We start from the raw sequence: 12732 nt of genomic DNA, 5'->3' as shown, positions 1-12732 counted from the left end.
ATGCGAATATTTGTCTACGGCAGTTTACGAACCAGGCAAGGCAACAGTCACTGGATGACCAATGCCCAGCTACTGGGGAATTACAATATCGAGAACTACCAGTTGTACAGCCTGGGCCACTATCCAGGCGCGGTTCCGGGCGAAGGAACAGTACAGGGTGAAGTTTATCGTATTGATAACGCGACGCTTGCCGAACTTGATGCCTTGCGCACCAGGGGCGGTGAATACGCACGCCAGTTGATCCAGACGCCGTACGGAAGCGCGTGGATGTATGTCTACCAGCGTCCAGTCGACGGGTTAACGCGGATCGTAAGCGGTAACTGGTTAGACAGAGACCAGTACTGAAAAACGACAACGCCACCGTAAGGTGGCGTTGTTTTTTTATTCCTTCAACTCTCTTCTGTATCCCGGCGTCGGGTTAAAAACAGAGGAACGAACAGCATGATGTACGGCGCAATAAGCCATAAAAAACACAAGGCGCGTGAACGGCCATAGTAGTTTATGCACCGCGTATTGCTTGAAATGACGGGCAGGAAACACAGTAAAAACAGCAGAATCACATAATCGCTTCGATAAGGGATCCATAAGTAAAACAAAAACCAGGCAAGCTGGAATGTCATGATGCAGAGATACTGCCATTTACTGTCTTTACCGTAACAGTCAAACGCCTTTATGTAGCCCATCTTTATGCTTTGAAGAAAGAAACTTAGCATGTATAACGCTCACGATCGCGACGGTCAGGAGTGTGCTCATCAGCAACGCCCCTAAAAAATAGCTGTGGGTGATATCAGTAGCACCCGAGCCTAAAGTATGCAATTTACTATAACCTCTATCTACTGCAACAAAAAGTGTATATAGCCCTATGTTAATAAAGAATTGCAGAAGACAAGAAAACAAGATATTTCTTGGAATTGTTTTTAATAGAGTGAGTAACGCATAAATAATGCTTGATGATAGCGCGAAGTAAAGTCCATTAAGTAAACCAGATAGCAATGCGCTATTTATTTGACTGAATATTAAATGATCGCTTCCATAGTACCATGACAGATATTCAACATAAGTACTTCTGCCAAAGACAAAGGAGGCAATAATAAGGACGAATAGGCTCATGACATGGCTTTTCTTACTCATAATTTTGCTCCCTTAGATAGCAGCTCCTTCATCGTTTTACTGGCTTCTAGCTGATCTTTGATTATGGCAAGGTCACGAGTATTGTGGTTATATTTTGCAATAGCGGTTGGCGTACCCTTACCACCATTGTCCATAAAGAAGACTATATCCTTGCGACCATAAAGAAGGACTTGTGGGATGGGATCACGCCCATAACTCACCGCCTGTGGAAGGGAGTGGATAGACTCTGTCGTGAGGAAGCGAGGAATATTTTCATGCTCAATATTACCTAAAGGCGTGGTGGCAACAAGGGAGCCGATAAAATCGGTCGTATACACTAACGCATCTGTATCCTTGGTCGTTACTTTTGAACCTGTAATATATTTTATCTGTTGCCAAAGGGTAATATCTTTAGGGGTAACCTTAACACCATCCATAAACATATCCTGCTTGCGTTTTAGCTGAATGACAGTACGGTGTACCTGTGTCAAAGAGGGGCTGATTTCCCCAATAGAAGGCATAAAACCATCGCGGGAATACAACCGTTCAATGATAAAATAAATTCCAGTTGGGCGGGCAACATCAATGTTAATGGATGACATATGAATCCTGTAATGAATGGGGATTAATGATCATCATGACAGTATGTTGTGAACAGCCAGGCTATTCAACCACTCCCACTATAAATGATAGGGTGTCTTTTTTGGTTTTAATGTCAAAAACATAAGGAATGGGATTATTCTTAAAAATTCAGTTTGTACTACTTTAAACCAGGGAAATAAAAAAGCCCCGACTCGCGGGGCCTTCATTAACAGCAGTAAGAATTACTTCTTAGCAGCGCGTTCGAAAGAGGCGATGATTTCCGCTTTCGCTGCTTCTGCGTTGTCCCAGCCGTCAACTTTAACCCACTTGCCTTTTTCGAGGTCTTTGTAGTGCTCGAAGAAGTGAGTGATCTGAGCTTTCAGCAGCTCTGGCAGGTCGTTCACATCTTTGATGTGATCGTATTCTTTGCTCAGCTTGGTGTGCGGTACCGCAACCAGCTTCGCATCTTCACCGGATTCGTCGGTCATTTTCAGCACGCCAACTGGACGGCAGCGAATCACTGCGCCTGGCTGCAGTGGGTATGGCGTTGGGACCAGCACGTCAACCGGGTCACCGTCCAGAGACAGGGTGTGGTTGATGTAACCGTAGTTGCACGGATAGAACATCGCGGTAGACATGAAGCGGTCTACGAACAGGGCGCCGCTCTCTTTGTCCACTTCGTATTTGATCGGATCTGCGTTAGCCGGGATTTCGATAACTACGTAGATGTCTTCTGGCAGTTCTTTACCCGCTGGGACGTTGAGTAAGCTCATGTCGGTGTCCTTTAAAATGGATGGTAAACAAGTGGCAGGTATTATAGCCAACTCGCGCTGAATGTCTCCGCCTGTTTTCGCCTTCTCTCCACGTTCTTCCCACTTTTCAGACCGATTCCATGACAGAAAAATCCATAAACTCAGCCGCATTTTTCATGGAGAAATGAAAGCGATTACAAACTTGTGATTAACGTTTTATTCACTTTTCTGAAGTGTGATGTAACGCAATTCGTTACATATTTCATGGGCTATAGTCATTCCGCAGAACATCTTTTAACCAACAATAACTCACCCTACGAGGACGTTCATATGTGGAAGCGCTTACTCCTTGTCACAGCAGTTTCGGCAGCCATGTCGTCTATGGCGATGGCCGCTCCCTTAACCGTAGGTTTTTCGCAGGTCGGCTCTGAATCTGGCTGGCGAGCGGCAGAAACCAACGTGGCGAAAAGCGAAGCTCAGAAACGCGGCATTACCCTGAAAATCGCCGATGGTCAGCAAAAACAAGAGAATCAGATCAAAGCCGTGCGCTCCTTTATCGCCCAGGGCGTGGATGCCATCTTTATTGCACCCGTCGTGGCGACCGGCTGGGAACCCGTCCTGAAGGAAGCGAAAGACGCTGAAATCCCGGTCTTCCTGCTCGATCGTTCCATCGACGTCAAAGACAAATCTCTCTATATGACCACCGTGACGGCCAACAACGTGCTGGAAGGGCAGTTAATTGGCGACTGGCTGATAAAACAGGTCGACGGCAAGCCGTGTAACGTTGTTGAACTGCAGGGCACCGTCGGGGCGAGCGTGGCCATCGACCGTAAAAAAGGCTTTGCTGAAGCCATCGCGAAAGCGCCAAACATCAAGATTATCCGCTCTCAGTCCGGCGACTTTACCCGCAGTAAAGGTAAAGAGGTGATGGAGAGCTTCATTAAGGCTGAAAACAACGGCAAGAACATCTGCATGGTTTACGCCCACAACGATGACATGGCGATCGGCGCGATTCAGGCAATTAAAGAAGCGGGCCTGAAGCCGGGCAAAGATATCCTCACCGGCTCTATCGACGGCGTGCCTGATATCTACAAAGCGATGATCGACGGCGAAGCCAACGCCAGCGTGGAGCTGACGCCAAACATGGCCGGCCCGGCATTCGACGCGCTGGAGAAATTCAAGAAAGACGGCACGATGCCGGAGAAAGTGACTGTTACCAAATCCACGCTCTACCTGCCTGACACGGCGAAAGAAGAGTTAGAGAAGAAGAAAAATATGGGCTACTAAGCCTGTCTGAACATGCCGGGTGACGCTGCGCTTACCCGGCCTACGATACGCTCTTTTGTAGGCCGGATAAGCGTAGCGCCATCCGGCTTGATGCAGGGGGAAACCATGACCACTGAACAACACCAGGAAATCCTCCGCACAGAGGGCTTGAGTAAATTCTTCCCCGGCGTAAAGGCGCTGGATAACGTTGATTTCAGCCTGCGGCGCGGGGAGATCATGGCGCTGCTGGGGGAAAACGGCGCGGGAAAATCGACGCTGATTAAATCTCTGACCGGCGTTTATCACGCCGACCATGGCACCATCTGGCTGGAAGGTAACGCCATTTCGCCAAAAAACACCGCCCATGCCCAGCAGTTGGGGATCGGGACGGTATACCAGGAAGTGAACCTGCTGCCGAATATGTCGGTGGCGGATAACCTGTTTATTGGCCGTGAGCCACGACGCTTTGGCCTGCTGCGCCGTAAAGAGATGGAGGCGCGGGCGACAAAGCTGATGGAATCCTACGGCTTCTCTCTCGACGTTCGCGAGCCGCTGAACCGCTTTTCCGTGGCGATGCAGCAGATCGTCGCCATTTGCCGCGCGATCGATCTCTCGGCAAAGGTGCTGATCCTCGACGAACCCACCGCCAGCCTCGATACCCAGGAGGTGGAAATGCTCTTTACCCTGATGCGCCAGCTGCGCGATCAGGGCGTCAGCCTGATCTTCGTCACCCACTTCCTCGATCAGGTGTACGAGGTGAGCGATCGCATTACGGTGCTGCGCAACGGCAGCTTTGTCGGCTGCCGTGAAACCCGCGAGCTGCCGCAGATCGAGCTGGTCAAAATGATGCTGGGCCGCGAGCTGGAGACCAACGCCCTTCAGCGCGCGGGCCGCACGCTGCTGAGCGAGAAGCCGGTCGCCGCGTTCAGCGATTACGGTAAAAAAGGGGTCATCTCGCCGTTTAACCTTGAGGTGCGGCCAGGCGAAATTGTCGGGCTGGCGGGCCTGTTAGGCTCGGGTCGAACCGAGACCGCCGAGGTGATCTTCGGGATCAAGCCCGCCGACAGCGGCAGCGCGCTGATCAAGGGCAAACCGCAAACCCTGCGATCGCCGCATCAGGCCTCCTGTCTCGGCGTCGGCTTCTGCCCGGAGGACCGGAAAACGGACGGCATTATTGCCGCGGCCTCGGTGCGGGAAAATATCATTCTGGCGCTACAGGCCCAGCGCGGCTGGCTGCGGCCGATCCCTCGCAAAGAGCAGAACGCCATTGCCGAGCGGTTTATCCGCCAGCTCGGCATCCGCACCCCGAGCGCGGAACAGCCCATTGAATTTCTCTCCGGCGGTAACCAGCAGAAAGTACTGCTGTCGCGCTGGCTGCTGACCAAACCCCAGTTCCTGATCCTCGACGAACCGACCCGCGGCATTGACGTGGGGGCGCACGCCGAAATTATCCGGCTTATCGAGACCCTGTGCGCTGACGGTCTGGCGCTGCTGGTCATTTCGTCCGAGCTGGAAGAGCTGGTGGGTTATGCCGATCGCGTCATCATCATGCGCGATCGTAAACAGGTGGCAGAGATCCCGCTGGATAAGCTGTCCGTTCCGGCGATCATGAATGCCATCGCGGCATAAGGAGTGAATCGTGATGTCCCGTTCGCTTTCGCAAACCGGTGAGTCAAAGCGCCGCTTCAGCTGGCCGACCGGCACGCCGCAAATCGCGGCGCTGCTGGTGGTTTTACTGGTGGATAGCCTGGTCGCGCCGCATTTCTTCCAGATTATCGTGCAGGATGGCCGCCTGTTTGGCAGCCCGATAGACATTTTAAACCGCGCCGCGCCCGTGGCGCTGCTGGCCATCGGGATGACGCTGGTCATCGCCACCGGCGGGATTGATCTCTCCGTCGGCGCGGTGATGGCTATCGCCGGGGCCACGGCAGCCTCCATAACCGTGGCCGGGCATAGCCTGCCGGTGGTCCTGCTGGCGGCCTTAGGCACTGGCGTGCTGGCCGGATTATGGAACGGCATTCTGGTGGCGGTGCTGAAAATCCAGCCCTTTGTCGCCACGCTCATTTTAATGGTGGCCGGGCGCGGCGTCGCGCAGCTGATTACCTCCGGACAGATTGTCACCTTTAACTCGCCGAGCCTGGCGTGGCTCGGCAGCGGCAACCTTCTGTTCTTCCCGACGCCGGTGATGATTGCCCTGGTGACGCTCGTGGTGTTCTGGCTTTTCACCCGCAAAACGGCGCTGGGCATGTTCATTGAGGCCGTCGGGATCAACATCCGCGCCGCGCGCAACGCCGGGGTTAACACGCGGCTGATGGTGATGCTGACCTACGTGCTGAGCGGTATTTGCGCTGCCATCGCCGGCGTGATCGTCGCGGCGGATATTCGCGGAGCCGATGCCAACAACGCCGGGCTCTGGCTGGAGCTGGATGCGATCCTGGCGGTGGTCATCGGCGGCGGGTCGCTGATGGGCGGGCGCTTTAACCTGCTGCTCTCGGCGATCGGCGCGCTGATCATTCAGGGCATGAACACCGGGATCCTGCTTTCGGGATTCCAGCCGGAACTCAACCAGGTGGTGAAAGCGGTGGTCGTGCTCTGCGTGCTGATCGTCCAGTCGCCGCGCTTTGTCAGCATCCTTAAGGGGATCCGTGGCCATGATAAAACGTAATTTACCGTTAATGATCACGCTGGGCGTGTTTGTGCTGGGGTATCTCTACTGCCTGACCCAGTTCCCGGGGTTTGCCTCGACGCGCGTGATCTGCAATATCCTGACCGATAACGCCTTTTTAGGCATCATCGCCGTCGGCATGACCTTTGTGATCCTCTCCGGCGGGATCGACCTCTCCGTCGGCTCGGTGATCGCGTTTACGGGCGTGTTCCTCGCGAAAGCGATCGGCTTCTGGGGCATCTCACCGCTGCTGGCGTTCCCGCTGGTGCTGGTGATGGGCTGCGCGTTTGGCGCCTTTATGGGGCTGCTGATCGACGCGTTAAAAATTCCGGCGTTTATCATTACCCTCGCGGGGATGTTCTTCCTCCGTGGGGTAAGTTATCTGGTGTCTGAAGAGTCGATCCCGATTAACCATCCGGTGTACGACACGCTCTCCAGCCTGGCGTGGAAAATCCCCGGCGGCGGCCGCCTGAGCGCGATGGGGCTGCTGATGCTGGGCGTGGTAGTGATTGGCATCTTCCTCGCCCACCGCACCCGGTTTGGCAATCAGGTTTACGCTATTGGCGGCAACGCCACGTCGGCCAACCTGATGGGGATCTCGACCCGCAGCACCACCATCCGCATCTATATGCTCTCGACCGGCCTGGCGACGCTGGCGGGGATCGTCTTCTCGGTGTATACCCAGGCGGGCTATGCCCTTGCAGGCGTTGGCGTGGAGCTGGATGCGATTGCTTCTGTGGTCATCGGCGGCACGCTGCTCAGCGGCGGCGTGGGGACGGTGCTGGGGACGCTGTTCGGCGTGGCGATTCAGGGGCTGATCCAGACCTATATCAACTTTGACGGCACGCTCAGCTCCTGGTGGACGAAGATCGCCATCGGCATTCTGCTGTTTATTTTTATTGCCCTGCAGCGCGGCCTGACGGTGCTCTGGGAGAACCGTCAAAGCTCGCCTGTTACCCGCGTGAACACATCGGTAACAGAGCGATAACATGCTGAAAGTCTAAACATTTTCCGGTAGCGGCCGATACTCTTTTTTTATGCCCAGAAATATCTCGCTACCGGAAATAATATCATGCTGAAAACGCTATCGATTCGTACCGGCTTGCTCTCTTTACTGGCCGTTATGACCCTTCTGCTGCTGATTGTCAGCGGCATTGGCATTTATGCCCTCACACAGAGTTCTTCTTCGCTGCAGCGCATTAATCATCTTCAGGGTGAGCAGATGGTGCAGCTTAATTCAGGCTATACGCTGATCCTCCGCGCGCGCAATGAAGCGGGTCAGGCCGTTCGCATGATGGAAATCGGCATGCTGGACGATGCGGCCAGCGCGGTAAAAAACATCAATCAGGAAGTTGCCCTGGCCCAGAAAACGCTGAAGGGCGTGATCGACGGCGGCGTGGCTGACGAGCAGGGGCAGCAGCTGCTCGATAAAGTGGCAGCCAGCCTGGCGGCGTATAACCAGCAGGGGATCAACCCGATGCTGAAAACCCTCAATGACCAGAGCGCGGACGGGTATTACGACCTGCTGGAGAAGACGCTGATCCCGCTGGCGTCAGCGTTTGATAACGACATGCAGGCGTTTCAGAAATGGAGCGAAGCGCGAGGTCAGGCGGAAGTGAGTGCCGTGCAGGCGAGCAAAACCCGCGTCCTGATCCTGATTATCGTGGCGGCGCTGCTGACGGCGGGCATTATCGTGCTGGCCTGGCTGGCGCTGCGCCATATGCTGCTCAAGCCGCTCTCGGCGTCGATTGCTCAGCTGGAGAACGTGGCGGCGGGCGATTTAACCCATACGCTGGCCGCGCCCGCGAGCCAGGAGTTTAACCGCCTTAACGCGGTCATTGAGGAGATGCGTCAGTCGCTGATGAACTCGGTTCTGCGGGTACGCGATGCCAGCGCGCAGATTGACACCGGCAGCCGCGAGCTGACGCTGGGGAACCGGGATCTCGCCGAGCGAACGGAATCCACCGCCACGTCGCTGGAGCAGACGGCGGCCAGCATGGAACAGATCACCGCCACGGTGAAGCTCAACGCCGATAACGCCGAGCAGGCGCACCTGCTGGCGAAGTCAGTGTCCGACACGGCCGATCACGGCAGCGAAATGGTCTGCTACGTGATTGAAAAAATGCGCGATATCTCCGGCAGCTCGGCGCGCATCGCTGACATCCTGAGCGTGATCGACGGCATTGCCTTCCAGACCAATATCCTGGCGCTTAACGCCTCCGTAGAGGCGGCGCGCGCGGGCGAGCAGGGGCGCGGGTTTGCCGTCGTCGCGGGCGAGGTGCGAAACCTGGCCAGCCGCAGCGCCGACGCGGCGAAGGAGATTCGTTCTCTTATCAGTGATTCGCAAACCCACGTTAACGAGGGCAGCGAGCTGGCCCAGCAGGCGGGCGAAACGATGGATGAGATCGCAACAGAAGTGCTGCGCATGACCAAACTGATGCGTGAGATTGCGACCGCGTCTCAGGAGCAGAGCCGCGGCATTGAGCAGGTGAATATTGCGGTAAACCAGATGGACGAAACCGCGCAGCAGAATGCGGCGCTGGTGCAGCAATCCTCCGCCGCGACCCGCTCCCTTGAGGAGCAGTCGCGTCAGCTGATGGAAGCTATGTCATCATTCAAAGTGACGACTCAGAACGCGGCATAATATTACCCAGCCCCGGTACGTTCTGTGCCGGGGTTTTATTCCTTCCGGAATTAAGCGCCCCGATATTATCGTGAATTTCGCCCATTAATATTTCCAGCGAGTTGGTTAAGGCTAATGCTTTTTCAGTCGGCTCAAGATATAAGCCTTTGCGGAGAAATAACGGCTCATCAAAGAGTTGATTAAAACGCTTTAATGCCAGACTCACCGCAGGGCGTGACATCTCCAGACGCAAAGAGGCCTTTGCCATGCTGCCGCAGCGGACGATTTCAATAAATACAGGGATAAGATTTAAATCAATGCCGGTATTAGCACGGGAATAATTTTTCATTGCGTTTCTGCTCCACGAAATATCTGTCAAACTGTTATGGAAATAATGCAGGAGCAGTGGCGAATATTAAAGCGTGTTTTTTATAAACACTTATACGGTAAAATATATAAATGAACAGGGGAGCCGGATCGGCTCCCCTGAAGAGAGGGATTACGCGTCCGGGTACTCGCGGATAAAGCGTTCAACGTCTTCAACCATGTGGTTGTTGCCGACGAAGAACGAACGGCGCTGGTGAAGGCTTTCCGGCACGATCTCCAGAATACGCTCTTTACCGTCGCTCGCCTTACCGCCCGCCTGTTCGGCCAGGAACGCCATCGGGTTGCATTCGTACAGCAGACGCAGCTTCCCGTCCGGGTGGCTGGCGGTGCTTGGGTAGAGGTAAATGCCGCCTTTCAGCAGGTTACGGTGGAAATCCGCGACCAGAGAGCCAATATAGCGGGACGTATACGGGCGCTGCGTCGCTTTATCTTCTTCCTGGCAGAATTTGATGTACTTCTTCACGCCGTTCGGGAAGCGGATGTAGTTACCTTCGTTAATGGAGTAGGTATTGCCCTTCTCCGGGAAGCGCATGCGTTCCTGGCTCAGACAGAAAACGCCCAGGGAAGGATCGTACGTAAAGGCGTGTACCCCGCAACCGGTGGTGTAGACCAGCATGGTGGACGAGCCATAAACGACGTAACCGGCAGCAACCTGATTAATGCCCGGCTGCAGGAAATCTTCTTCGGTCACCGGCGTGCCAACAGGCGTGACGCGGCGGTAGATGGAGAAAATGGTACCGACAGAAACGTTAACGTCGATGTTGGAGGAGCCGTCGAGCGGATCCATCAGAACAACGTATTTCGCGTGTTCACACCCTTCGAAAACAACAATTTCATCTTCTTCTTCGGAGGCGATACCCGCAACGATGTCGCGCGCGCGCAGTGCAGCTTTCAGTTTTTCATTTGCGAACAGATCGAGTTTCTGTTGAACCTCGCCCTGAACGTTCTCGGCACCGCTGGCACCCAGGATATCGACCAGACCGGCCTTGTTGATATCACGGTGGATGATCTTAGCGCCCAGCTTTATTGCCGACAGCAAAGCAGTGAGTTCACCGGTAGCATGAGAGAACTCGTGCTGCTTTTCGACAATAAATTCACCTAACGTTTTCATAACACTTTCCCTGCATCTTTGTGAGTAGAGCGATTGTATGTTCACTAAAACGACTAAAGCCCAACAATCTTAACAAATATTCAAATAGTAGCGCAGAGGTGAATCGCGCCAGCAACATACGGATTTACCTGAAATGCGTTTCACAGCCGCTAACATGTGAGTAAAATGTGCGCCACATTGAAGAAGGATAGTGACGTATGCGCATTCATATATTGGGGATTTGTGGCACTTTCATGGGCGGACTGGCAATGCTGGCGCGCTCGCTGGGCCATGAGGTGACAGGTTCGGACGCCAATGTGTATCCGCCAATGAGCACACTTCTGGAGAAACAGGGCATCTCTTTGATTCAGGGCTACGATGCCAGCCAGCTGGATCCCGAGCCGGACCTGGTGATTATTGGCAACGCCATGACCCGCGGCAATCCGTGCGTTGAGGCGGTACTGGAACGCAATATTCCGTTCATGTCCGGCCCGCAGTGGCTGCATGACTTCGTCCTGCGCGACCGCTGGGTGGTTGCCGTTGCCGGTACCCACGGCAAAACGACCACCGCGGGCATGGCGACCTGGATCCTCGAAGCCTGCGGCTATAAGCCGGGCTTCGTCATCGGCGGCGTACCGGGTAATTTCGACGTCTCTGCGCGTCTGGGTGACAGCCCGTTCTTTGTGATCGAAGCCGACGAGTATGACTGCGCGTTCTTCGACAAGCGCTCCAAGTTCGTGCACTACTGCCCGCGCACGCTGATCCTCAACAACCTTGAGTTTGACCACGCGGATATTTTTGACGACCTGAAAGCCATACAGAAACAGTTCCACCACCTGGTGCGCATCGTGCCGGGCCAGGGCCGCATCATCCTGCCGGAAAACGACATCAACCTGAAGCAGACCCTGGCAATGGGCTGCTGGAGCGAGCAGGAGCTGGTGGGCGAGCAGGGCCACTGGCAGGCGAAGAAACTCAACGCCGATGCCTCCGAGTGGGAAGTGCTGCTCGACGGTGAAAAAGTGGGCGAAGTGAAGTGGGGCCTGGTGGGCGAACACAACATGCACAACGGCCTGATGGCCATTGCTGCCGCGCGTCACGTGGGCGTTCTGCCTGCGGATGCAGCGAATGCGCTGGGCTCGTTTATCAATGCCCGCCGCCGTCTGGAGCTGCGCGGTGAAGCCCACGGCGTCACCGTGTATGACGATTTCGCGCACCACCCAACGGCCATTCTGGCCACGCTTGCCGCCCTGCGTGGCAAAGTCGGCGGTACCGCGCGCATTCTGGCGGTGCTGGAACCACGCTCGAACACCATGAAGATGGGCATCTGCAAAGACGATCTCGCGCCGTCGTTAGGACGTGCCGATGAAGTCTTCCTGCTGCAGCCGCAGCATATTCCGTGGCAGGTGGCGGAAGTGGCCGATGCCTGCATTCAGCCGGCACACTGGAGCGCGGATGTGGATGCGCTCGCGGATATGGTGGTGAAAGCCGCTCAGCCCGGCGACCATATTCTCGTGATGAGCAACGGCGGTTTTGGTGGGATCCATCAGAAGCTGCTGGACTGGCTGGCGAAGAAAGCGGAAGCGGCCGCCGAGGCGTAAAAAAAAGCCCGGTGGCGCTAGCGCTTACCGGGCCTACGTTCTTTTCCCCCTCGCCCTTCCGGGGTGAGGGGAACGGATTACTCTTCGTTCTCAGACAGCTCGCGCAGATACTGGAAAATCAGGCGCGCAGACTTCGGCGGCTTATTCCCTTCTTTCTCTTTCTTCGCGTTGCGGATCAAGGAACGCAGCTGCTGGCGGTCGGCATCCGGCCACAGGTTCAGCACTTCCGGTACGGCGTCATCACCCTGTTCAATCAGACGATCGCGGATCTGCTCCAGCTTGTGAAACAGCGCAACCTGCTGGTTGTGGCGGTTTTTCAGCTTGTCCAGCGCCTGGCGGATCGGATCAACATCGCGCTGACGCAGCATTTTCCCGATAAGCTGAAGCTGGCGACGACGGCCTTCTTTTTTGATTTTCTGTGCCAGTTCAATGGCATCGCGCAGATCCTGGTCGAGCGGGATCTTATCCAGCGCGTTTTTACCCAGTTCTACCATTTCCGCGCCAAGCTGTTTTAACTCTTCGGCGTCACGTTTAATTTCACTTTTACTGACCCAGATGATCTCATCATCTTCGTCTTCGATGTCATCACCGGGAACGTCGTCGAGCCAGTCTTCGGGCTGCTTAGTCATGTCAGGCTCCTTAAAAAAAGAGGCTAATGT

General features: G+C 55.0%; 13 protein-coding genes. 7 read left to right on the top strand and 6 right to left on the bottom strand.

The features are described from left to right. On the top strand, positions 1-345 hold the full coding sequence (locus tag FHC52_RS12365) for a gamma-glutamylcyclotransferase (RefSeq protein ID WP_008501424.1): 345 nt from the start codon (positions 1-3) through the stop codon (positions 343-345). 315 nt (positions 346-660) lie between these two features. Here FHC52_RS12365 and FHC52_RS12360 read toward each other — a convergent pair whose 3' ends face one another. The 3 genes from FHC52_RS12360 to ppa form a co-directional block, all read right to left on the bottom strand. Further along, positions 661-1131 (bottom strand): hypothetical protein, encoded by a 471-nt coding sequence (locus FHC52_RS12360; protein ID WP_023326564.1) that lies wholly within the window; start codon positions 1129-1131, stop codon positions 661-663. Next, on the bottom strand, positions 1128-1712 hold the full coding sequence (locus FHC52_RS12355) for a hypothetical protein (RefSeq protein ID WP_023616970.1): 585 nt from the start codon (positions 1710-1712) through the stop codon (positions 1128-1130). Before FHC52_RS12355 ends, FHC52_RS12360 begins: the two co-directional genes overlap by 4 nt. 222 nt (positions 1713-1934) lie before the next feature. Next, positions 1935-2465: an inorganic diphosphatase gene (gene ppa, locus FHC52_RS12350; protein ID WP_008501423.1), complete on the bottom strand. Its 531-nt coding sequence runs from the start codon at positions 2463-2465 to the stop codon at positions 1935-1937. 309 nt (positions 2466-2774) lie between these two features. Between ppa and ytfQ the strand changes: the two genes are divergently transcribed. The 5 genes from ytfQ to FHC52_RS12325 all read left to right on the top strand — a co-directional run bounded on the left by ytfQ (position 2775) and on the right by FHC52_RS12325 (position 9019). Further along, a complete protein-coding gene (gene ytfQ / locus FHC52_RS12345) occupies positions 2775-3731 on the top strand; it encodes a galactofuranose ABC transporter substrate-binding protein YtfQ (RefSeq protein ID WP_021240696.1) in 957 nt (318 codons plus the stop codon). Positions 3732-3836: 105 nt separating this feature from the next. Next, positions 3837-5339 (top strand): galactofuranose ABC transporter, ATP-binding protein YtfR, encoded by a 1503-nt coding sequence (ytfR, locus tag FHC52_RS12340; protein ID WP_063616759.1) that lies wholly within the window; start codon positions 3837-3839, stop codon positions 5337-5339. A gap of 10 nt (positions 5340-5349) precedes the next feature. Then, positions 5350-6375 carry a galactofuranose ABC transporter, ATP-binding protein YtfT gene (gene ytfT, locus FHC52_RS12335; RefSeq protein WP_164552858.1) on the top strand — a complete coding sequence of 342 codons (1026 nt, stop codon included), beginning with the start codon at positions 5350-5352 and terminating at the stop codon, positions 6373-6375. Next, positions 6362-7363 (top strand): galactofuranose ABC transporter, permease protein YjfF, encoded by a 1002-nt coding sequence (gene yjfF / locus FHC52_RS12330; RefSeq protein ID WP_008501419.1) that lies wholly within the window; start codon positions 6362-6364, stop codon positions 7361-7363. The genes ytfT and yjfF overlap by 14 nt, the downstream gene beginning before the upstream one ends. A gap of 84 nt (positions 7364-7447) precedes the next feature. Then, the gene (locus FHC52_RS12325) at positions 7448-9019 is read left to right on the top strand and encodes a methyl-accepting chemotaxis protein (RefSeq protein WP_032655212.1); all 1572 of its coding nucleotides are present in this window, start codon (positions 7448-7450) and stop codon (positions 9017-9019) included. Here the strand turns inward: FHC52_RS12325 and FHC52_RS12320 are convergent. Together FHC52_RS12320 and fbp are read right to left on the bottom strand one after the other, a co-directional pair. Further along, complete coding sequence (locus FHC52_RS12320) at positions 8991-9347, bottom strand: LysR family transcriptional regulator (RefSeq protein ID WP_045415455.1); 357 nt, start codon at positions 9345-9347, stop codon at positions 8991-8993. The two genes, FHC52_RS12325 and FHC52_RS12320, sit on opposite strands and share 29 nt — an antisense overlap. 150 nt (positions 9348-9497) lie before the next feature. After that, positions 9498-10496, bottom strand: a complete 999-nt coding sequence (fbp, locus tag FHC52_RS12315) for a class 1 fructose-bisphosphatase (protein ID WP_008501416.1) — start codon at positions 10494-10496, stop codon at positions 9498-9500. Positions 10497-10693: 197 nt separating this feature from the next. Between fbp and mpl the strand changes: the two genes are divergently transcribed. Then, positions 10694-12073 carry a UDP-N-acetylmuramate:L-alanyl-gamma-D-glutamyl-meso-diaminopimelate ligase gene (gene mpl, locus FHC52_RS12310; RefSeq protein ID WP_220420091.1) on the top strand — a complete coding sequence of 460 codons (1380 nt, stop codon included), beginning with the start codon at positions 10694-10696 and terminating at the stop codon, positions 12071-12073. Between the two features lie 77 nt (positions 12074-12150). Here the strand turns inward: mpl and yjgA are convergent, their stop codons facing one another. Further along, positions 12151-12702, bottom strand: coding sequence for a ribosome biogenesis factor YjgA (gene yjgA, locus FHC52_RS12305; protein WP_008501414.1), 552 nt, complete (start codon positions 12700-12702; stop codon positions 12151-12153). Positions 12703-12732: the final 30 nt, after the last annotated feature.

It is taken from the genome of Enterobacter sp. EC_64, assembly GCF_019584165.1.
Taxonomy (GTDB): domain Bacteria; phylum Pseudomonadota; class Gammaproteobacteria; order Enterobacterales; family Enterobacteriaceae; genus Enterobacter; species Enterobacter roggenkampii.
This window is presented reverse-complemented; position numbering and strand designations above follow the sequence as displayed.

Bases quoted from the DNA above. Each gene is read 5' to 3' on its own strand.
- FHC52_RS12365 (WP_008501424.1), top strand. From the start codon at position 1: ATGCGAATATTTGTCTACGGCAGTTTACGAACCAGGCAAGGCAACAGT.
- FHC52_RS12360 (WP_023326564.1), bottom strand. From the start codon at position 1,131: ATGAGTAAGAAAAGCCATGTCATGAGCCTATTCGTCCTTATTATTGCC.
- FHC52_RS12355 (WP_023616970.1), bottom strand. From the start codon at position 1,712: ATGTCATCCATTAACATTGATGTTGCCCGCCCAACTGGAATTTATTTT.
- ppa (WP_008501423.1), bottom strand. From the start codon at position 2,465: ATGAGCTTACTCAACGTCCCAGCGGGTAAAGAACTGCCAGAAGACATC.
- ytfQ (WP_021240696.1), top strand. From the start codon at position 2,775: ATGTGGAAGCGCTTACTCCTTGTCACAGCAGTTTCGGCAGCCATGTCG.
- ytfR (WP_063616759.1), top strand. From the start codon at position 3,837: ATGACCACTGAACAACACCAGGAAATCCTCCGCACAGAGGGCTTGAGT.
- yjfF (WP_008501419.1), top strand. From the start codon at position 6,362: ATGATAAAACGTAATTTACCGTTAATGATCACGCTGGGCGTGTTTGTG.
- FHC52_RS12325 (WP_032655212.1), top strand. From the start codon at position 7,448: ATGCTGAAAACGCTATCGATTCGTACCGGCTTGCTCTCTTTACTGGCC.
- FHC52_RS12320 (WP_045415455.1), bottom strand. From the start codon at position 9,347: ATGAAAAATTATTCCCGTGCTAATACCGGCATTGATTTAAATCTTATC.
- fbp (WP_008501416.1), bottom strand. From the start codon at position 10,496: ATGAAAACGTTAGGTGAATTTATTGTCGAAAAGCAGCACGAGTTCTCT.
- mpl (WP_220420091.1), top strand. From the start codon at position 10,694: ATGCGCATTCATATATTGGGGATTTGTGGCACTTTCATGGGCGGACTG.
- yjgA (WP_008501414.1), bottom strand. From the start codon at position 12,702: ATGACTAAGCAGCCCGAAGACTGGCTCGACGACGTTCCCGGTGATGAC.